The following is a 19,557-nucleotide window of genomic DNA, read 5'->3' on the forward strand; positions in this document are numbered from 1 at the left end:
GTCAGTTCTCCTCCTTGATGAGGGCGTAGGGGTCGACGCCGCGCTTCTTCGCGCGCGCCTTCACCAGGTCGTCGTACTGGTCGGTCGCCGCGACGCGGGCCGCGTAGGTGTCGAGCGGCCCGAACGACCCGGGCACGACCCGGCCCGTCGGGGACTGGCCGTTGTTGCCGGGGTGCTCGGGTCCCCAGATGGTCGGGCGGTGGGTGAACATGTAGTCGATCCACTGCATGTAGCGGTTCGTGACCCACTTCTTGCGGACGGTGCCGACCACCTCGTCGCTGGCCAGGGCCACCGACGTCCAGTTGGCCGAGCCGTTGAAGGTGATCTTGGCGGCCGGGTCTCCCCCGAAGTTGCCGCTGATGGCCATGGTCTTCATGTGGACGTAGCGGTCGTAGAGACCGTCCTCGTCCGCGTCGTAGGCCAGGTGGGTCAGCGGGACCTTGGCGGCGCGCATGATCCGCAGGACCTCACCGCCGAACATCGCGTAGACGAGGCGGATGTTGCAGCCCTGCCGCTGCAGCTGGGCGATCTTGCGCGCCAGGGCCAGGCCGCGGTCGCCGTACATCGACGTCTGCGCGATGCGGATCCGGGTGGTGCCGCTGGCGTTGGTCGTGGCGCCCTTGCACGAGACCTGGTTGAGCGCGTCCATGATCGGGTCCGCCACGGGGACGTTCTTGCCGACGTAGGGGTAGAAGCCGTTGAAGATCACGCCGTCGTCGTAGCCGACGTAGGCGTTCTTGATCGGCTTGTCCTGCGTCATCTCCTGGAAGACGTCGAGGAAGGCCTTGTAGCGCGGCTCGTCGTTCTTGATGGTGAACAGGTCGTTCCACTGGATGGTGGCGCCGAGCTCGGTTGCGTTGTAGGAGCCGAACATCGTGACGAAGGGGACGGTCTTGACGACGGCGTCCTTGCCCTTGCCCTTCTTGACCTTCACCTTGTTGAAGAGGAAGAACTTCGAGTGCGGGATGCCGTGCTTGCCGCGGCAGGAGCCGATGCAGCGGCGCAGGAAGCTCTTCTGGGTCTTCGAGCGGGCCTTGTTGCCGACCTTGAGGGCGGCGGCGAGGCGCGCGGCGTCCCGGTTCGGGTTGTTGGGGTTCCAGTTGGCGCGGTCCATGACGACCTGCACGCTCACCTTGCGCTGGTGCGCACGGATGAGGGAGTTCGTGATCGCGGCACTGCGCACGTTCCACGCCGAGATGCGGATCTTGCCGCCGCGCGGGACCGAGTCGACCGTCTTGTTCACCTGCATGATCAGCCGGCGCACTGCGTCCTGGCTGCCGTAGGGGTTGTTGAAGGCCGGGCCGGCCTTCGGGACGTACTTCTCGGGCGTCCCGCGCTTCGGCTTCGCCTGGGCAGGCGCCCCGACGAGCGTCACCGCGACCAGGGCGGTGGCGACGAGGATGATCATCTTGCGCACAGCTGTTTCCCCACTGATTCGTGTGAGTCCCCAGGAGAGCGACGTGCGGCCACTTGCGCGCACGCGACATCGATCCCCGTGACGAACGATTGCTGACTCTATCTCAATTTTCACATCAGTCACATCAGCACCAGTGGTACGGCGGTGCGGAGCGACTGCGGTCGTGGTGGTGACGACGTGCTGGCCCGGGTGTGTGACGCGGGTCAGGCACCGCAGGTTGTCAGGATCTGCTGGAACTTCCTGTCGCGCGCGAGGGGGACCCGTGACTCGGTGATCACTTCACCCTTGGCGGCGTAGAAGTTGCGCTGGTAGGTGACCAGGCGCTGGCCCGACGAGCAGTGGTAGACCATCGCCTGGACCCACTTGTCCTTGTCGGCGTCCTGGCAGCCGTTGTAGTTCGCCGGGAGCGTGGCGCCGGCGACCCACACCTCCGCGCAGGCCGGCCCGGCCGGCTCCGTCGGGGTCTCGCTCGGCTCGTCGGTGGGCGACTCGGTGGGCGACTCGGTGGACGACTCCGTCGGGGTCGAGCTGGTCTCCCCCGCGGACGGGTCGTCGGCGGAGCCGCTGTCGTCCGACCCGCACGCCGCGAGGCCGAGGCCCGCGACGAGCGTCAGGGCCGCGGCGGCCCACTGGTTCCTCGAGATCGTGCGTGTCATGGCGTGTCCCCCGGGCTCGTGACGCTGACGTCTGCGTGGATCATGTAGTGGTCGCTGATCCTCGCCAGAGTAGCCCCGTCCTGGACGTAGCCGGAGAAGCTGACGCCGTTGCCGCCGCCGCCCATGATCCAGTCCACCCGCAGGGGCGGGGGCGGGAGGGTGCACCCGGCACCGCCGCCGTTGGCGGCGAGGAAACCGGTGGCGTTGCAGACGTTGTAGAAGAACTTGGTGTGCTCGTTGACGTCGCCGCCGATGATCACCGGGTCGCCGGTCTGGGCCATCAGGCTCTTCATCAGGTTGATCGCGATCGCGGTGCCGGCGTCGCGCTCGCCCTGGAGCCGGCCGGCCGAGGTGTGGATCGAGATGACGTAGAACTCCGCGCCGGTGCCGAGGTCCTTGAGCCGCACCCAGGGCATCGGGATGGCCTGGCTGGCGAAGGTGAAGGTGACCGAGCCGCCGTCGACCATCTCGAACTGCGAGGCGCGCCAGGCGATCTGGAGGCGCTGGCCGTTGCTGCCGAGCGACTGCTGGGGCCAGATGGAGTATCCGGCCAGCCGGCTGTTGAGCACCGCGAGCTGGTCGTCCTGGACCTCGGACATCGTGATCACGTCGATGCCGCGGCTCATCACCAGGCCGGCCGCCATCGCCGCCCGGTCGGTGCCGGGTCCGTAGCCACCGGGGCCCGCGGTGTGCTGGCTGCCGAGGATGTTGAGGGCGCCCACCCGGAAGCTGGAGGTCTTCTCCATCGCGGCGATGCGGGCCAGGCGGCGCATGCGCTTGGCCTTCTCCTTGGCCTTGCGTGCGGCGATCCTGGCCTGGCGGTGCCGCTCCTGCACGACCGCGACCCCGTGCCGTGCCGCGGAGTTGTCCAGGGGCCGCGCCTTGCGGGCCTTCAGGCCGCGACCGGCGTCACGTCGGTCGCTGCGCGAGACGCCCGGCGTGTGCGTCGCGGCGACCTCCTGCGCGGCGGCGCTCGTCGGCTGGTCGACCGTGCCGGACTGGTCGTCGCCGGGCAGCAGGACCATCGAGACCACCATCACGGCCGTCACCACGCACGCCGGCAGCAGCAACCGCCACGACGACCACGCGGTCCGGGACGACCGGGCGGGACTGTCCGCCCGTCGGCTGGGGGCGCGGTGCGAGGGCACGGGGAATGGGATCCTTCGACGTCGGGCGCGAGTCACCGTCCGGGCGAGACGGGGCGCGAGGGGGCGAGGTGGGGGCCGATCGAGGGTAACTCATCTGCTCGCCGCGCTCACCTCTTCGCGCAGACGCCCCGGAATCCACCGGCAGCCGCCCGGGGAGCCCCCGGTGGGACCGGAGCACGGACCGCTACCGTTGCGCGGGTGAGCACCACCCCGACCCGCGTCTTCGTGGCCCGGCTCGTCGGGCTGCCGATCTTCGACCCCCAGGGCGACCAGGTGGCCAAGGTCCGCGACCTCGTGGTCGCGATCCGCACCGAGACGAGCCAGCCGCGTGTCCTCGGCATGGTCGCCGAGGTCTTCGGGCGCAGGCGGATCTTCGTCCCGATGACCCGGATCACCGCGATCGACAGCGGGCAGGTCCACACGACCGGGCTGCTCAACATGCGCCGGTTCCAGCAGCGCGGCACCGAGACGCTGGTGATGGGCCAGATGCTCGACCGCACGGTCACCATCAAGGACTCCGCCAAGGACGCCGGCATCACCGGCCTGGTCTTCGACGTCGCGATGGAGCAGGCCCGCAACCGCGACTGGGTGATCTCGCGCGTCGCCGTGCAGGAGCCGAGCAAGGGGTTCCGGCGACGCGGGCAGACCCACGTCGCCGAGTGGCGCGACGTCACCGGCCTCACCGCGGCCGAGCCCGCACAGGGCGCGACCCACCTGATCGCCGCCCTCCACGACATGCGCCCCGCCGACGCGGCCAACATGATCCACGAGCTCCCGCCCGAGCGGCGTACGGCCGTGGTGGCGGCCCTCGACGACGAGCGGCTCGCCGACGTGCTGGAGGAGCTGCCCGAGGAGGACCAGGTCGAGATCCTCGAGCACCTCGACTCCGAGCGCGCCGCCGACGTGCTGGAGGAGATGTCGGCCGACGACGCCGCCGACCTCATCGCCGACCTCAACCCCGAGACCGCCGCGACGCTGCTCGGGCTGATGGAGCCCGACGAGGCCGAGGACGTCCGGCGCCTGATGTCCTACGAGGACAACACCGCGGGCGCGATGATGACGCCCGAGCCGGTGATCCTCTCCCCCGACGCCACCATCGCCGACGCGCTCGCCCACGTGCGCAACCCCGAGCTCACGCCGTCGCTCGCGGCGCTCGTCTACGTCTGCCGCCAGCCCCTGGAGACGCCCACCGGTCGCCTCCTCGGGGCAGCGCACATCCAGCGGCTGCTGCGTGAGCCGCCCTCGACCCTGGTCGCCGCAGCGCTCGACGACTCGATGGACCCCCTGCGCCCGGACGCCACGATGGACGAGGTCGCCGCGCACCTGGCGACCTACAACCTGGTCGCCGCGCCCGTCGTGGACGACGAGGGGCGGCTGCTCGGGGCGGTGACCGTCGACGACCTGCTCGACCACATGCTGCCCGAGGGCTGGCGTGACCGCGCGCCCCGCCCGGGGCGGATCAACGGCGGCCCGACCGCGGGGAGGGCCGGATGAGCGACACCCGCCGCACGCGCCTCGACACCCCGCGCGAGACCCGTCGCCAGATCGTCCGAAGGCCGGCGGTCGACGCCGACACGTTCGGCGTCTTCGCCGAGTCGTTCGCCCGCTACATGGGCACCGCGAAGTTCCTCCTCTGGATGACGGCGTTCGTCGCGGCGTGGATCGTGTGGAACGTGCTCGCCCCGTCGAGCCTGCGCTTCGACGAGTTCCCCTTCATCTTCCTCACGCTGATGCTGAGCCTCCAGGCGTCGTACGCCGCCCCGCTGATCCTGCTCGCGCAGAACCGGCAGGAGCAGCGCGACAAGGTCGTCGCCGAGCAGGACCGGCAGGCCAACGCCCGGGCCCACGCCGACATGGAGTTCCTCGCCCGGGAGGTCGCCTCCCTGCGGATGGCCGTCGGCGAGGTCGCCACCCGTGACTTCCTCCGCTCCGAGCTGCGCGGCCTGCTCGGCGACATCGAGGACCTCTCGCGGCCGACGCCACCCGACGACGGCCAGGAGCTGCCGGACCAGGTTTCTCGGCCGGGGACCTGACGTCGCGGGTCGGCTCGTAGACTCGGGCATCATGAGCACCCCCACGCAGCAGCAGGTGATGGACGCACTGGCGACCGTCAACGACCCGGAGATCAAGCGTCCGATCACGGAGCTGGGGATGGTCGACTCGGTCGAGGTCGCCGACGACGGGAGCGTCGCGGTCCACGTGCTGCTCACGGTGGCCGGTTGCCCGCTCAAGGACACGATCAACCGTGACGTCACGGCCGCCGTGACGAAGGTCCCCGGCGTGGCCTCGGTCGACCTGTCCCTCGGCGTGATGAGCGCCGAGCAGCGCGCGGGGCTCAAGGAGATCCTCAGCGACGGCCGCGCCCAGCGCGAGATCCCCTTCGCCCAGCCCGGCTCGCTCACCAAGGTCTACGCGATCGCCAGTGGCAAGGGAGGTGTGGGCAAGTCGTCGGTGACGGTCAACCTCGCCCTGTCCCTGGCCAAGCAGGGCCTCCGGGTCGGCATCGTCGACGCCGACATCTACGGCCACTCGGTCCCCGCGATGCTCGGCATCGCCGACACCCGACCGACCCAGGTCGACGACCTGATCATGCCGGTCCCGACGCCCAGCGGCGTGTCGGTGATCTCCATCGGGATGCTCAAGCCCCGCCGCGACCAGGTGGTCGCGTGGCGCGGGCCGATGCTCGACCGGGCGCTCGTGCAGATGCTCGCCGACGTCTACTGGGGCGACCTCGACGCCCTCCTGCTCGACCTCCCGCCGGGCACCGGCGACGTCGCGATCTCGCTCGGCCAGCACCTGCCCAGCGCTGAGGTCATCGTGGTGACCACGCCGCAGGAGGCGGCCGCCGAGGTCGCCGAGCGTGCCGGCACGATGGCCTCGATGATGCACCAGCGCGTCATCGGCGTCGTCGAGAACATGAGCTACCTCCCCTGCCCCCACTGCCCGCCGGAGGACGACCACCGCCTCGAGGTGTTCGGCAGCGGCGGCGGCACGCGCGTGGCGCAGACGCTCTCCGAGCGGTTCGGGTACGACGTCCCGGTGCTGGCGCGGGTGCCCCTCGACATCTCGATGCGCGAGGGCGGCGACGTCGGCAAGCCCATCGTCGAGGCCGACCCGACCGCGCCTGCGGCCCGCGAGCTCACCAGGATCGCGACGACCCTGTCCGGACGCGGCCGAGGACTCGCCGGCATGCAGCTGGGCCTGACGCCCTCGAACAAGTTCTAGCCAGTAGGTTCTGACGCATGTTCGACATCGGGTTCATGGAGATCGCGGTGGTCGCGCTCGTCGCGATCGTCGTGCTCGGCCCCGACAAGCTGCCCGACCTGGCGCGCCAGGCGGCCCAGCTGCTCCACCGCGCGCGGGGCCTGGCCCACAACGCCCGTGACGAGCTGCGCAGCGAGCTCGGCCCGGAGTACTCCGACCTCCAGCTCCGCGACCTCGACCCGCGCACCATCGTGCGCAAGCACATCACCGAGGCGATGGCCGAGGTCGACCGCGAGCAGGCGGAGAAGGCCGAGAAGGAGCGACTCCCCGAGGGACAGCTCCCGCCCTACGACGTCGAGGCCACCTGAGCCTGCGCCACCCGGTCGCGCGGCTAGGCGTCGCGCCGCTGCACCGCCACGAGGGCGTCGTACGGCACCAGGAAGGCGGCGCCCGCAGCGTCACGGCACTCCGCGAAGTCGGCCCCGACCCGGACGACGTACGCCTCGTGGCGCGCACCGTCGAGCAGGTGCACCAGGCACCGGTCCCCGGCGTCGGCGATCCGCCGCAGCGCCGAGCGCAGGCCCAGGCGGTCGACGGGTGACCACGCGACGTCGGGGACCGAGCGCTCGCTCACGCCGCGCACCCCGGCCACGGCCCGCAGCGGCACCACCCAGTCCTGCCCCCGGCCGCTGAGCAGGAACCACCCCTCGCCGACGCGTGCGAGCCGGCCCTCCAGCCGACCCACGTGCGGCAGGTCGACCACGACGCTCGCACCCCGTGACGCCATCAGCCGGCTCGCGAGGGTGATCGCGGCGTACTCCGAGCGCGCCCGGTCGGCGAGCTCGGCCTCGCGCTCCTCCTCCCAGGCGGCCGACGCCTGACCCTCGAGGTCGTCGAACAGCGCGAACAGCTCGTGCTCCCAGGACATGCGACGACCCTAGGCGGTCGCGGCTGTGGAGAGACCTTTGACAACGATTCCGAACGTTCGTTGAATGATGCAAACACACGCAAACGAAAGGTTCGGCACGTGTCTCGGGGCTGCATCGACATCTGGCGACCGCTCGCGGTCTGGCTCTCCGCCACGAGCGCGCTCCTTGGCGCGGCGGCGGTCACGCCTGGCGCCTGGGACGCCGCCGCCTCCTCGTCCACGACCGTGGCCGACCTCGTCGTCGCCGCGTGCGCCACGGCTCTCACGGGTGCGCTGGGCTGGCTGTGGCTGGTCACGACGGTCACCGTCGTCGAGCTGCTCGCCGGACGGGTGCGGCGCGACGGCGGCGCGACCCGCCGGCTGGTGCTGGCGGCGTGCGGTGCCGCCGTGGTCGCCGGCACGAGCGTCCCGGCCGTCGCCGCCGGCGGTGACACCGCCGGGTCCGAGCTGCTCGCCGGCCTGCCGCTGCCCGAGCGGGCGGTCGCCCGCGCCGACCGCCCCCGGCGCGACCCGGCACCCGCGGCGGCGCGACCGGCCGGCCTCGTGGCCGAGCGCTACGTCGTCCGCCCGGGGGACTCCCTCTGGACGGTCGCGCAGGCGCATCCCGGGGGCGGCTCCGACACCGACCGGAGGTGGCGCGAGATCTGGCGGGCCAACCGCGACGTCGTCGGTGACGACCCCGACCTCATCCTCCCCGGCCAGGCCCTGCGCCTGCCCGGACCGGCCCACACCGACGACCACACCGACGACCACACCGACGACCACGACGACACGGACGGAGCGCGACGATGACGACAGCCCACAGGTCACCCGCGGAGGTCGTCCTCCTGAGGCCGCAGACGCCGGTGGCGAGCGTCCAGGGCTCCCTGGCCCTCGACCTCACCCCGCGCACGTCACCCCCGCGCCCCCGCCCGCGACTCGCGCACACCAACGACCTGGTGGTCACCGGCGGAGCCGACCGCCGACAGGTCGACGCGATCATCGCGCGCTACCTCGCCGCCGTCGTCGAGATCGCCGCCGGCGACCGACCGGTGAGCCAGGTGCTGCGCCACTCCGTGCCGGAGGTGTACGACGACCTCGCCCGGCGCGCCCGCACGGTGCGGGCGGCGGCCGGGGCCCCGTCGGCGCCCGGCGGGCCGGGAGGCGGCCCGAACCCGGCGCGCCCGGTGATCCTCAGCGTGCGCACCGCCCTGATCCGCGACGACGCGGCCGAGGCCAGCGCCCACGTGCGCTACGGCCGTCGCTCGCGAGCGGTCGCCGCACGCTTCGAGGTCGTGCGGGACCGCTGGCAGTGCGTCGCGATCGCGTTCGGGTGAACGCGACGCCCGAGGTCGGTCAGCCGCCCATGGTGGCGCGGCCGGTGGCCCCGCCGGGGGCGCCGTGGCAGCGCTTGAACTTCTGGCCCGAGCCGCAGGGGCACAGCGAGTTGCGACCGACTCCGGCGAACTCGTCGTCCTCGCCGGCCGCCGCCGCCGTCACCTCGGCGTCGCCGTCCTCGGACGGCGCACTGTAGGAGAGGTTCTGCGGGCGCTTGGGCTTGTCGAGGCCCTTGGCACGGATCGTCGGCGTGTGCGGCTGCTGCTCGGCCGAACCGTCGGCACCATTCGCGCCGTTGGTGGCGCCCGGTGCGTGCGCGGCTGCCTGGGCGAAGTCGATCTGCGGCGTGGCCACCGAGATGGTCGGCGCGGGAGCCTGCTCCTCCTCGTCCACCTCCACCTGGAGGTTGAACAGGAAGCCGACCGACTCCTCCTTGATGCCGTCCATCATGGCGGCGAACATGTCGAAGCCCTCGCGCTGGTACTCCACGAGCGGGTCGCGCTGGGAGTAGGCGCGCAGGTAGATGCCCTCGCGGAGGTAGTCCATCTCGTAGAGGTGCTCGCGCCACTTGCGGTCGAGGACCGACAGGACCACGCGGCGCTCGAGCTCGCGCTGGACCTCGTCGCCCATCTCGTCCTCGCGGCGGTCGTAGGCGGCCTGGATGTCCTTCTGGAGGTCCTCGATGAGGGCCTCGCGGGTGAGGCCGTCGACCCCGCCGGCGGCCTTGAGGACGCCGTCCTTGGTCAGGCCGACCGGGTAGAGCTGGCCGAGGCCGGTGAAGAGGCCGTCGAGGTCCCAGTCCTCCGCGTAGCCCTCGGTCGCGCCGGTGACGTAGCCGGTGATCACGTCGTCGATGAAGCCGCGGATCTGCTCGCCGAGGTCGGCACCCTCGAGCACGCGACGGCGCTCGGCGTAGATGACCTCGCGCTGGCGGCTCATCACGTCGTCGTACTTGAGGACGTTCTTGCGGGACTCGAAGTTCTGCGACTCGATGTTGGCCTGGGCGCCGGCGATGGCGTTGCTGACGCGCTTGGCGTCGATCGGCACGTCGTCGGGGACCTTGAGGACCGTCAGGATCCGGTCGACCCACTCGGACTTGAACAGCCGCATCATCTCGTCCTCGAGCGAGAGGTAGAACCGGGACTCGCCCGGGTCTCCCTGGCGCCCGGAGCGACCGCGCAGCTGGTTGTCGATGCGGCGCGACTCGTGGCGCTCGGTGCCGACGACGTAGAGACCGCCGAGCTCGCGCACCTCGTCGTGCTCGCTGGCGACCTGGGCCTTGATCCGCTCGACCATCGCGGGCCACGCCTCGTCATAGGCCTCGGGCTCCTCGACGGGGTCGAGGCCCTGCTTGCGCAGCTCCTGGTCGGCGAGGAAGTCGACCGAGCCGCCGAGCATGATGTCGGTGCCTCGACCGGCCATGTTGGTGGCGACGGTGACCGAGCCCTTGTGGCCGGCCAGCGCGACGACCTTGGCCTCGTCGGCGTGCTGCTTGGCGTTGAGGACCGTGTGCGGGATGCCGCGCTTCTTGAGCAGGTTGGCGAGGTACTCGGACTTCTCGACCGACACGGTGCCGATCAGGACCGGCTGGCCCTTCTCGTGACGCTCGGCGATGTCGTCGGCGACGGCCTCGTACTTCGCCTCCTCGGTGCGGTAGACGAGGTCGACGTTGTCGACGCGCTGCATCGGGCGGTTCGTCGGGATCGGCGTCACGCCGAGCTTGTAGATCTTGTCGAACTCCGAGGCCTCGGTCATGGCCGTACCGGTCATGCCGGAGAGCTTGTCGTAGAGGCGGAAGTAGTTCTGCAGCGTGATCGTGGCGAGGGTCTGGTACTCCTCGCGGACCGTCACGTTCTCCTTGGCCTCGATGGCCTGGTGCAGGCCGTCGTTGTAGCGGCGCCCGGCGAGGATGCGGCCGGTGTGCTCGTCGACGATGAGCACCTCGCCGTCCATGACGACGTACTCCTTGTCGTTGCGGAACAGCTCCTTGGCCTTGATGGAGTTGTTCAGGAACGAGATGAGCGGGGTGTTGACCGAGTCGTAGAGGTTGTCGATCCCGAGGTGGTCCTCGACCTTGGTGATGCCGGGCTCGAGCACCGAGATGGTGCGCTTCTTCTCGTCGACCTCGTAGTCGGTGTCCTTCACGAGCTTCTTGGTCAGCTTCGCGAACTCGGCGTACCACTTGACCTCGTCCTGCGTCGGACCGCTGATGATCAGCGGGGTCCGGGCCTCGTCGATGAGGATCGAGTCGACCTCGTCGACGATGGCGAAGTTGTGGCCGCGCTGCACGCACTCCTCGACGGAGTCGGCCATGTTGTCGCGGAGGTAGTCGAAGCCGAGCTCGTTGTTGGTGCCGTAGGTGATGTCGCAGGCGTAGGCCTCGCGGCGCTCGGCCGGGCGCATCGACGGCAGGATCACGCCGGTGGTGAGGCCGAGGAAGTGGTGCACGCGGCCCATCTGCTCGGACTGGAACTTCGCGAGGTAGTCGTTGACGGTGACGACGTGCACGCCCTTGCCCTCGAGGGCGTTGAGGTAGGCCGGCAGCACCGCGACGAGGGTCTTGCCCTCACCGGTCTTCATCTCGGCGATGTTGCCGAGGTGGAGCGAGGCGCCGCCCATGACCTGGACGTCGAAGGGGCGCATGCCGAGCACGCGCTTGCTCGCCTCGCGGACGGTGGCGAAGGCCTCCGGCATGATGTCGTCGAGGGTCTCCCCCGCGGCGAGCCGCTCGCGGAACTCGTCGGTCATCGCGCGGAGCTCGTCGTCGCTCATCTTGACGAAGTCGTCCTCGATGGCGTTCACGGCCTTGGAGATGGCGTCGAGCTCACGCAGGATCTTGCCCTCGCCGATGCGGAGCAGCTTGTCGATGATGGCAGGCACGAGTGGTAACTGTACCTACCGCCCCAACGCCTGACCCAATGCCTGCACCAGATCGCCGTGCGCGCCCACGACGACGTCGTCCAGGCCGAGCCAGCCCGCCAGTCGCCACAGCTCGGCGGCGAGCTCCTCGGCGGTCTCCGGGGGCGCTCCCGCCTCGACGAAGGCGCCCGGCACGAGCAGCACGCCGCGGGCGCGGTCGGCCTTGAGGTCGACCCGGGCGACGAGCCGGTCGCCGAGCAGGAACGGCAGCACGTAGTAGCCGTGGAGGCGCTTCTCGGCCGGGACGTAGATCTCGATGCGGTAGAAGAAGTCGAACAGCGCCTCGGCCCGGGCGCGCTCCCACACGACCGGGTCGAACGGGCTGAGCAGGGTGCGTGCGCCGACCCGGCGCGGCAGGCGGGCGTCGCGGTGCAGGTACGCCTGGCGCTTCCACCCCTGCACCGTGACCGGCACCAGCTCGCCGGCCTCGACCAGCTCCTCGATCGCCACCTTGGCGCTCGCCCTCCCCGGGGCGGGCTGCAGGCGGAGCCGGTAGTAGTCGGCGAGGTCGGGCCCGCTCCCGACGCCGTGGGAGCGGGCGGCACGGCGTACGAGCTCGGTGACCGCCTCCTGAGGTGTCGGCGTCGGCGCCGCGAGCACGGCGGCCGGCAGCACCCGCTCGGGCAGGTCGTAGAGGACCTCGAACTGGCTCGTGCGCCCGGCGATGGCGACGTCCCCGACGAGGTAGAGGTAGTCGAGGACCTTGCGCGCCTCGGACCAGTTCCAGCCCCAGTGCTCCCTGGTGCGCGGTCCGGTGCTGAGCTCGTCCTCCAGGTCGCGCGCGGTGACGGGGCCGCGGTCGCGGACGGCGTCGAGGACGCGCGGCTCGAGGCCGGCGTCGGCGGTGAACCCCCACTTGCCGCGCTCGGAGCGGTAGTGGTCCATCCGGTGCTGCATGACGGGCCAGAGGTCGACCGGCATCAGCGCCTGCACGTGCGCCCAGTACTCCACCACGCGTCGCGGCCTGCTGCCCGGTGGCTGCGCGGCACGGCGCAGCAGGTCGGTGTCGTAGGGACCCATCCGCGAGTAGAGCGGCATGTAGTGGGCGCGCTGGAGCACGTTGACCGAGTCGACCTGGAGAACGCCGGTGCGCTCGAGGGTGCGCTCGAACGTCCTCATCGACGGGTCCGCGTGGGCGCGGTCGGTGAAGCCCTGCGCGGCCAGCGCGATCCGGCGGGCCTGGAGCTGGGTCAGCTGGTCCACGTCACGCACTCAACCAGAGTCGTACGACAGCGTGGCTCGGCCGACCGTCGCCTAGGGCAGGTCGAGCAGCTTCTCCCGCATGGCGTACATGACGGCCTCCATGCGCGAGTGGAGCTGCAGCTTCTCCAGGATGTTGCGGACGTGGTTCTTCACCGTGTTCTCGGAGATGAACAGCTCCTTGGCGACCTCGCGGTTGTTGAGGCCCTTGGCCACCAGCCGCAGCACCTCGAGCTCCCGGTCGGTCAGCCGCAGCGCGGGACCCTGCTCGCGCTCGGGCTTCGACATCTGCTTGAACTCGTCGATGAGCTTGACCGCCATCGACGGGCTGATCAGCGACTGGCCCTCGTTGACCACGCGGACGGCCTGCGCGACCTCCTCGATCGAGGAGTCCTTGAGCAGGTAGCCGGCGGCGCCGTTCTTGACCGACTCGTAGAGGTCGGCCTCCTCGTCGGAGACCGTCAGCATGATGATCTTGGCGCTCGGCACGGCCTCCTTGATGGCCCGGCAGGCCTCCACACCCGTGCGGCGCGGCATGCGGACGTCGAGCAGGATCACGTCCGGCGCGGTCTTCACGGCGAGCTCGGTGGCGGTCACCCCGTCGGCGGCCTCGCCGACGACCTCGATGTCGTCGTCTCCCCCGAGCAGCATGATCAGCCCTCGGCGGAAGAGCTCCTGGTCGTCGACCACGAGCACACGAACGGGTTCGGTCCCAGCTGCCTCGGTCACGCGCGCATCATTGCACGCGCGCGCGACCGAGGTTGACACAAACCAGAGGCTCAGTCTCCCACGTCGAGCGAGATCACTCCGTAGTCGTAGCCGCGGCGTCGGTAGACGACCGCCGGACGCTCGTGCTCCTTGTCGACGAACAGGTAGAAGTCGTGGCCGACGAGCTCCATCTCGTAGAGGGCCTGGTCGAGGGTCATCGGTGCTGCCTGGTGCGACTTCTCGCGCACCACCAGGGGACCGTCACCGGTCACGGTGATCGGACCGACCTGGCGCTCGGTGACGCCGTCCTCCTCGACCGCGTCCTCCACCTCGGGCAGGCCGGCGAGCGCCTCCCCGACCCCGGTGTGCTGGTTGCGCCCCTTGTGCACCCGGCGGCGGTCGGCCGCCCGGCGCATCTGCGACTGCATCTTGTCGAGGGCGAGGTCCAGCGCGCCCATCTTGTCCTCGGCTGCCGCCTCGGCCCGGATCACCGGACCCTTGGAGAACGCCGTGAGCTCGACCTTCGTCGCGCGATCGTGCTGGCGAGGGTTCTTCTCGAGCTCCACCTCCACCTGGACCCGCATGATGCGGTGGTCGTGCTTCTCCAGACGGGTGAGCTTCTCCGAGACGTGTTCGCGGAATCGATCCGACACCTCGCAGTGCCGTCCCGTGACCACAACCTCCATGTGAACCTCCTCAACTAGCGAGCGGACCGCACCCTTCCATGGGCCGCGGCACCGTGCGCCGGGGCAGGGTGGGATGGAGTCCGCCCGGCCGACCTGGTCTTCGACCCCACAATCGCCTGCTGAAGCGTTCGCAACTTCTCCGTCACTACTGGCCTTCTCCCGGCACCCGGCGCATCTGACGACGGGGACGAGGCAGGACTTACTTCTAAGCCGCACCGTGATCGTCCGAGCGGGGCGAGCCCCGTGGACTTACGTGGACCGTTTCGCCTGCGACTGGCATCGGCTAGCCACGGGCAGGACCTGCGCTCGCGCGCAGCCCTCTCCGTAGCGCAACCACGGACCCGGGCGGACTCCATGAAGAGACGCTAGCCCTTCGGGGGCTGCGAACCAACTGTCAGGCCACGCCTCGGGCAGGCCCGGCCGCCGCGTCCCCGTGGCGACGCCGGGTTGCGGCCACGGCCGCGATCGCGACCGGCCGCAGCCCGACGGCCTCGAGCGCCCGCTGGGCCTCCCGTGCGCTCGCCCCGGTGGTCACCACGTCGTCGCAGACGACCACGTGCGCCCGTGGCCACCGGCGGGCCGCGCGGGCCAGCGCGCCCGACGGGCAGTGCATCGAGTGGCGCACGTTGGCGGCCCGGCCACCCGCGTCGAGACCGGCCTGGTCGGCCGCGCCGCGCGACACCACGAGCGGCGCGACGGCCGTCCGTCTCTCCCCACGCAGCGAGCGCGCCGCAGCCCGCACGAGGGCCTCGGTCGCGTCGTAGCCGCGCTGGCGCCCGGCCCCCGGGCGGGACGGCACGGGCACGAGGAGGAGAGGTGTCGACCGCGGGTCCGGGTCGTCGTCGTCGTACGCCGTCGCGGCGCGGACCGCCTCGGCCAGCAGCGCGCCGAGCACGCGGCGGTGGCTCCACTGGCCGCGGTCCTTGTGGCCGACGACCAGCGCGCGCACGGCACCGTCGTACGACTCCGTCGCCCACGGCACGACGAGGCCGTCGGGGACCGGCGAGGGCCACGCGACCGCGGCGCGGTGCGACATCAGCCCACGACACGCTGCGCACAGCATCCGGCCCGGCCGCTCGCAGCCGACGCACCGGCTGCCGAGGAACAGGTCGAGGGCCTCGTCGAGCACGCGTCCATGCCAGCAGGACCGGGGACGCCGGGCAACCGGCAGGCCGGTGCCTGTGGATCAGCCGACGTAGGTGAGCGAGGTCAGGCCGCGCGGCAGGTCTGGCACCGGGCGCTCGGGACGGGTCAGGTTCGACACGGAGCGACCGGCGAGCGCGTAGGTGTCGGACCCCTCGACCGGGCTGGCGACGAGCACCGTGTTGATGTCGCGGGTCCTGGTGGTGCCGGCAGTCGTGATCTCGCCGGGCGCCCCGTCGACCGAGGTCGTGCGGACCTGGGAGGAGCCGTCGGTGATGTCGCTCAGCACCGACACGGCCGTCGGCGAGCGCCAGCCGATGTCCCGGATGCGGCCCGTCCCCTCGACGGCGAGCGGGAGCGTGCCGAAGGGGGTGAACCCGATGACGGCACCAGCGGAGTCGTGCCGGATCCGCGCGGACACGACCCGGTCGGCCTTCGGCCCGCGCAGCACCGCGACGATCCGGCTGCCGTCGCGGGACACGAGCAGGCGGGTGACGTCCTTGCCGGTGAGGCCGGGCACCTCGACCTCGGTGGCCGTCCCGTCGACCACGAGGATGATGCGTGACCGACCGCCCGCGCGGTCGAGCGCCCAGATCCGGTCGCGGTGGTCCCAGTGCGGCCGGGCGAGGTCGACCGCGCCCACGACGGGTTCGGTGACCTCGCCGTCGGGCGCCTCGGTCGGCGCGAGGTAGAGCCCGGTGCCGTCGGCCGACACGGCGGCGACGTGGGCGCCGTCGACGCTGACGCCGATCGAGCGCACGTCGTAGCCGTCCATGCCGAGCGGTCCGAGGGTGTCCTCGAAGCCGGACAGCGAGCCGGAGACGACGAGCCCGTCGTCGAGGGCGTAGAGGTCGGTGTCGGAGCGCAGGCCGTTGGGGTCGTAGGCGCTGCCCACGTCGAAGTTGACCTGCGTCGACCCGCCGGGCCCGGTCGACAGGACGCGACCGCCGATGCTGAACTCGACCGCCTGGATGTCGTCGTCCTGGCGCAGCGTCCAGACGAGCTGCGCCAGCATGCGCTGGGCGGTGTCGTCGTCGATCGCGTCGGGGTCGCCGGACATCGACACCGTCGCGATGCCCGACCGCACCGGCACCGACAGGCCGCTGGTGCTGAGCGGCGGGAAGTAGGTGCGGACCACGTCCTGCGCGTCGTCGTCGAGCGGGGAGACCAGGCCCCTGACGAGCGAGGAGGCGAACTGGTCGCCGCGCGGGGCGAAGACCGGCTCGGCGACCAGCACCTCGGAGGTGGGGTCGAAGTAGTAGAGCGAGACGCGCTGGTACCAGTCGTCGAACCACGACTCCGGCACGATGAGGGCGTCGGGCACCTCGTCGATGCGCCACTCCCCGTCCTCCTGGACCAGGCCGAGGTCGAGCTCGCTGGAGCCGCGGCTGCCCTCCCAGGCGCCGCGCACGTCGTACAGGTTGATGTCGCTCAGCGGCACCTGGACCGACACCTCGCCGGCCGCGTCGCCGAGGTCGCCGTAGGTCAGGATCTGCTGCTCCGGCGCCCAGGCGTCGGCCGCCTCCCCGGACAGGAACTGCCGGGCGACCCTCGTCCGGATCGGGGTGGCCTTCATCGCCTCGAGGAAGCCGTCGACGATCTCCGTCGGGGACTCGCCGGCCTGGGGCGGGCGCGGGTCGAAGGAGATGCCGGGCGGGTCCTCGGCGGCGGAGGTGACCTGTGGCTCGACGACCGGGCCGGAGGTGGGCATCTGCACGCAGCCCGCGAGCAGGGTGGCCGCCGCCGCCGCGACGACGGCGCGCACCAGCGTGGTCCTCATGCGGTCTCCCGGGCGTCGTCGGGCACCAGCGGGAGCGGCGAGTGGCGCAGCTGTACGCCGAGGTGGCGGGGCAGCGTGAGCCGGAACTGCGCTCCCTCGCCGGGACGTCCCCAGGCCTGGAGCCAGCCCCCGTGGAGGTGGGTGTCCTCGAGCGAGATGGACAGCCCCAGGCCGGTGCCCCCGCTGGTGCGGGCGCGCGCGGGGTCGGCGCGCCAGAACCGGTTGAACACCATCGCCGACTCCCCCGGGCCCAGCCCGATGCCGTGGTCGCGCACCGCGATCGCGGACGACTGGAGGTCGGTGCCGACGAAGACCTCGACGTCGCGCGACTCGGCGTGGTCGATCGCGTTGGTGACCAGGTTGCGCACGATCCGCTCGACGCGGCGCACGTCGGCCTCGGCGTAGCAGCGCGTGCCGGGGTCGTGCAGCACCACGCGGATGTCGCGCTGCGCGGCGAGGGCCGAGGTCATGTCGACGACGCGGCGGGCGACGTCGACGAGGTCGACGTCCTCGGCCTCGAGCACCGCGGCGCCCGCGTCGAAGCGGCTGATCTCGAGCAGGTCGGCGAGCAGGGTCTCGAAGCGGTCGAGCTCCTTCTGGAGGAGCTCGGCGGCGCGGCCGGTGACCGGGTCGAGGTGGGGCTTGGCGTCGTGGATGACGTCGCTGGCCATCCGCACGGTCGTGATCGGCGTGCGGAGCTCGTGGGAGACGTCGGAGACGAAGCGGCGCTGGAGGCGGCTGAGCTCCTCGAGCTGGCGGATCTGCTTCTGGAGGTTCGAGGCCATCTGGTTGAACGACGTCGCCAGGCGGGCCAGGTCGTCCTCGCCGCGCACCCGCAGCCGCTCCTGCAGCTGACCGGCCGCGAGGCGCTCCGCGACGCGACGTGCCATCCGGATCGGCGTCACCACCTGCCGGGTCACCAGCCAGGTCAGCAACGCGACGAGCAGCAGCAGCGGTACGCCGGCGACCAGCATCGCGCGCGAGACGAGGGCGAGGGTCTCCTGCTGCTCGGCGAGCGGGTAGAGGTAGTAGAGCGTGTAGACGTTGTCGTCGGCCGGCAGCCGCACCTGGCTGCCGACGACGATCCCCGGGCCCTCCGGCAGGCCCGGGATGTCGCGGGCGGTCTTGATGTCGGTGTAGGTCCAGGCGGTCGGCGAGACGGAGTCGAAGCGCGCCTCGAGCGTCTCGGGGACGCTGGACAGGTCGAGGCCCTCGGTGAACTTGGCCCCACCGTCGGCCAGCCGCAGCCCCTCGCTGATCGGCGAGGACAGCACGACGGCGAAGCCGCGCGTCGCACCGCGGGCGCGCAGCGGCTGCAGGAGCGACTCCTGCTGGGCCGACTCGTTCGTGTCGACGCCGAGCTGGGCGGTGAGGGTGGCCTTGGCCGCCTCGGTCTCGGCCTCGGCCTCCTGCACGACCGCATCGACGCGGTGGTCGAGCAGCCCGTCGCGGGTCTGCTGGATGAGGAACCAGCCGACGACGCCGACGACGAGTGCCGACAGGACGAGCGTGCTCAGCACCACCCGCGCCTGCACCGAGCGCCGCCAGAAGCCCGGTCCGTGGCGCACGACCGCCGGCAGCCGGTCGACCAGCCGCCGGAGCGCACCCGGCGGGCGGGCCGGGGACCCGCCGGCCGGTCCGAGCGAGCCCAGTGAGGTCGTCATGAGGTGGACATGGGATCGGTCCTGGGCCTAGGACTTGCCGGCCTTGTAGCCCACCCCACGCACGGTCAGCACGACCTCGGGGTTCTCCGGGTCGTGCTCGACCTTGGAGCGCAGCCGCTGGACGTGCACGTTGACCAGCCGGGTGTCCGCGCTGTGGCGGTAGCCCCAGACCTGCTCGAGCAGCACCTCGCGGGTGAAGACCTGCCACGGCTTGCGGGCCAGGCAGACCAGCAGGTCGAACTCGAGCGGCGTCAGGTTGATCGGCGTACCGCTGCGGGTGACCGAGTGGCCGGCGACGTCGATGCTGATGTCGCCGATGACGAGGCCCTCGTCGGGCGTGACGTCGTTGCGGCGCACGCGCGCGCGGACGCGGGCGATGAGCTCCTTGGGCTTGAACGGCTTGACGATGTAGTCGTCGGCCCCGGACTCGAGGCCGACGACGACGTCGACGGTGTCGCCCTTCGCCGTCAGCATCACGATCGGCACGCCGGACTCGGCGCGGATCTCCTTGCAGACGTCGATGCCGTCCTTGCCGGGCAGCATCAGGTCGAGCAGCACGAGGTCGGGCTTGTAGTCCCGGAACGCGTCGAGGGCGATGTCACCTCGACCCACGATCCGGCTGTCGAACCCCTCCTGGCGCAGGACGATGGAGAGCATCTCGGCCAGCGAGGCGTCGTCGTCGACGACGAGCACGCTGCCGCGCGCGGGCTCCGGGAGTTCGGTCATGGCGCCAGTCTAGGGAGGACCTGTGTCCGACCCCGGACCGGCGCCGCGACCGTACCGGTGA

At 71.4% G+C, this 19,557-nt stretch carries 18 protein-coding genes; 6 read left to right on the top strand and 12 right to left on the bottom strand.

The window, feature by feature from the left end:
* Position 1 precedes the first annotated feature (1 nt).
* The 3 genes from EUA93_RS00775 to EUA93_RS00785 all read right to left on the bottom strand — a co-directional run bounded on the left by EUA93_RS00775 (position 2) and on the right by EUA93_RS00785 (position 3,221).
* Positions 2-1,408, bottom strand: a complete 1,407-nt coding sequence (locus EUA93_RS00775) for a phospholipase D-like domain-containing protein (RefSeq protein WP_242497404.1) — start codon at positions 1,406-1,408, stop codon at positions 2-4.
* A 212-nt stretch (positions 1,409-1,620) separates the two neighbouring features.
* Entirely contained in the window at positions 1,621-2,073 is a 453-nt protein-coding gene (locus EUA93_RS00780; RefSeq protein WP_129397925.1) for a hypothetical protein, read from the bottom strand.
* Entirely contained in the window at positions 2,070-3,221 is a 1,152-nt protein-coding gene (locus EUA93_RS00785) for an exonuclease/endonuclease/phosphatase family protein (protein WP_129397926.1), read from the bottom strand. Before EUA93_RS00785 ends, EUA93_RS00780 begins: the two co-directional genes overlap by 4 nt.
* Positions 3,222-3,419: 198 nt before the next feature.
* Between EUA93_RS00785 and EUA93_RS00790 the strand changes: the two genes are divergently transcribed.
* The 4 genes from EUA93_RS00790 to EUA93_RS00805 are packed head-to-tail and all read left to right on the top strand — an operon-like array spanning position 3,420 to position 6,793.
* Positions 3,420-4,715, top strand: coding sequence for a magnesium transporter MgtE N-terminal domain-containing protein (locus EUA93_RS00790; protein WP_129397927.1), 1,296 nt, complete (start codon positions 3,420-3,422; stop codon positions 4,713-4,715).
* Positions 4,712-5,254 carry a DUF1003 domain-containing protein gene (locus EUA93_RS00795; protein ID WP_129397928.1) on the top strand — a complete coding sequence of 181 codons (543 nt, stop codon included), beginning with the start codon at positions 4,712-4,714 and terminating at the stop codon, positions 5,252-5,254. Before EUA93_RS00790 ends, EUA93_RS00795 begins: the two co-directional genes overlap by 4 nt.
* Positions 5,255-5,285: 31 nt before the next feature.
* The gene (locus EUA93_RS00800; RefSeq protein ID WP_129397929.1) at positions 5,286-6,446 is read left to right on the top strand and encodes an Mrp/NBP35 family ATP-binding protein; all 1,161 of its coding nucleotides are present in this window, start codon (positions 5,286-5,288) and stop codon (positions 6,444-6,446) included.
* 17 nt (positions 6,447-6,463) lie between these two features.
* Positions 6,464-6,793, top strand: a complete 330-nt coding sequence (locus EUA93_RS00805; RefSeq protein ID WP_129397930.1) for a sec-independent translocase — start codon at positions 6,464-6,466, stop codon at positions 6,791-6,793.
* Positions 6,794-6,816: 23 nt separating this feature from the next.
* On the opposite strand, the gene EUA93_RS00810 is transcribed toward EUA93_RS00805, so the two are convergent.
* The gene (locus EUA93_RS00810) at positions 6,817-7,353 is read right to left on the bottom strand and encodes a hypothetical protein (protein WP_129397931.1); all 537 of its coding nucleotides are present in this window, start codon (positions 7,351-7,353) and stop codon (positions 6,817-6,819) included.
* Between the two features lie 99 nt (positions 7,354-7,452).
* On the opposite strand from EUA93_RS00810, the gene EUA93_RS00815 reads away from it, so the two are divergent.
* Together EUA93_RS00815 and EUA93_RS00820 are read left to right on the top strand one after the other, a co-directional pair.
* Entirely contained in the window at positions 7,453-8,145 is a 693-nt protein-coding gene (locus EUA93_RS00815; protein WP_165355005.1) for a LysM peptidoglycan-binding domain-containing protein, read from the top strand.
* The gene (locus EUA93_RS00820) at positions 8,142-8,669 is read left to right on the top strand and encodes an Rv3235 family protein (protein WP_129397933.1); all 528 of its coding nucleotides are present in this window, start codon (positions 8,142-8,144) and stop codon (positions 8,667-8,669) included. The genes EUA93_RS00815 and EUA93_RS00820 overlap by 4 nt, the downstream gene beginning before the upstream one ends.
* A gap of 19 nt (positions 8,670-8,688) precedes the next feature.
* Here the strand turns inward: EUA93_RS00820 and secA are convergent, their stop codons facing one another.
* The 8 genes from secA to mtrA form a co-directional block, all read right to left on the bottom strand.
* Entirely contained in the window at positions 8,689-11,550 is a 2,862-nt protein-coding gene (secA, locus tag EUA93_RS00825; protein ID WP_129397934.1) for a preprotein translocase subunit SecA, read from the bottom strand.
* Between the two features lie 15 nt (positions 11,551-11,565).
* Positions 11,566-12,792 (bottom strand): winged helix-turn-helix domain-containing protein, encoded by a 1,227-nt coding sequence (locus EUA93_RS00830; protein ID WP_129397935.1) that lies wholly within the window; start codon positions 12,790-12,792, stop codon positions 11,566-11,568.
* Between the two features lie 51 nt (positions 12,793-12,843).
* Positions 12,844-13,518: a response regulator gene (locus EUA93_RS00835; RefSeq protein ID WP_242497186.1), complete on the bottom strand. Its 675-nt coding sequence runs from the start codon at positions 13,516-13,518 to the stop codon at positions 12,844-12,846.
* A 50-nt stretch (positions 13,519-13,568) separates the two neighbouring features.
* Entirely contained in the window at positions 13,569-14,183 is a 615-nt protein-coding gene (hpf, locus tag EUA93_RS00840; protein WP_129397936.1) for a ribosome hibernation-promoting factor, HPF/YfiA family, read from the bottom strand.
* A gap of 394 nt (positions 14,184-14,577) precedes the next feature.
* Positions 14,578-15,312 carry a ComF family protein gene (locus EUA93_RS00845; protein WP_242497187.1) on the bottom strand — a complete coding sequence of 245 codons (735 nt, stop codon included), beginning with the start codon at positions 15,310-15,312 and terminating at the stop codon, positions 14,578-14,580.
* 57 nt (positions 15,313-15,369) lie between these two features.
* The gene (locus tag EUA93_RS00850) at positions 15,370-17,106 is read right to left on the bottom strand and encodes an LpqB family beta-propeller domain-containing protein (protein WP_129397937.1); all 1,737 of its coding nucleotides are present in this window, start codon (positions 17,104-17,106) and stop codon (positions 15,370-15,372) included.
* Entirely contained in the window at positions 17,103-18,770 is a 1,668-nt protein-coding gene (gene mtrB, locus EUA93_RS00855) for an MtrAB system histidine kinase MtrB (RefSeq protein WP_129397938.1), read from the bottom strand. Before mtrB ends, EUA93_RS00850 begins: the two co-directional genes overlap by 4 nt.
* Positions 18,771-18,797: 27 nt before the next feature.
* Positions 18,798-19,496, bottom strand: coding sequence for an MtrAB system response regulator MtrA (gene mtrA, locus EUA93_RS00860; RefSeq protein WP_129397939.1), 699 nt, complete (start codon positions 19,494-19,496; stop codon positions 18,798-18,800).
* Between the last annotated feature and the right edge of the window lie 61 nt (positions 19,497-19,557).

The sequence above is a fragment of the Nocardioides oleivorans genome (genome assembly GCF_004137255.1).
Classification (GTDB): domain Bacteria; phylum Actinomycetota; class Actinomycetes; order Propionibacteriales; family Nocardioidaceae; genus Nocardioides; species Nocardioides oleivorans.

Coding starts and splice junctions, on each gene's coding strand:
- EUA93_RS00850 (WP_129397937.1), bottom strand. CDS start 17,106: ATGAGGACCACGCTGGTGCGCGCCGTCGTCGCGGCGGCGGCGGCCACC.
- EUA93_RS00775 (WP_242497404.1), bottom strand. CDS start 1,408: ATGATCATCCTCGTCGCCACCGCCCTGGTCGCGGTGACGCTCGTCGGG.
- EUA93_RS00805 (WP_129397930.1), top strand. CDS start 6,464: ATGTTCGACATCGGGTTCATGGAGATCGCGGTGGTCGCGCTCGTCGCG.
- EUA93_RS00795 (WP_129397928.1), top strand. CDS start 4,712: ATGAGCGACACCCGCCGCACGCGCCTCGACACCCCGCGCGAGACCCGT.
- mtrA (WP_129397939.1), bottom strand. CDS start 19,496: ATGACCGAACTCCCGGAGCCCGCGCGCGGCAGCGTGCTCGTCGTCGAC.
- hpf (WP_129397936.1), bottom strand. CDS start 14,183: ATGGAGGTTGTGGTCACGGGACGGCACTGCGAGGTGTCGGATCGATTC.
- EUA93_RS00800 (WP_129397929.1), top strand. CDS start 5,286: ATGAGCACCCCCACGCAGCAGCAGGTGATGGACGCACTGGCGACCGTC.
- EUA93_RS00780 (WP_129397925.1), bottom strand. CDS start 2,073: ATGACACGCACGATCTCGAGGAACCAGTGGGCCGCCGCGGCCCTGACG.
- mtrB (WP_129397938.1), bottom strand. CDS start 18,770: ATGACGACCTCACTGGGCTCGCTCGGACCGGCCGGCGGGTCCCCGGCC.
- EUA93_RS00820 (WP_129397933.1), top strand. CDS start 8,142: ATGACGACAGCCCACAGGTCACCCGCGGAGGTCGTCCTCCTGAGGCCG.
- EUA93_RS00810 (WP_129397931.1), bottom strand. CDS start 7,353: ATGTCCTGGGAGCACGAGCTGTTCGCGCTGTTCGACGACCTCGAGGGT.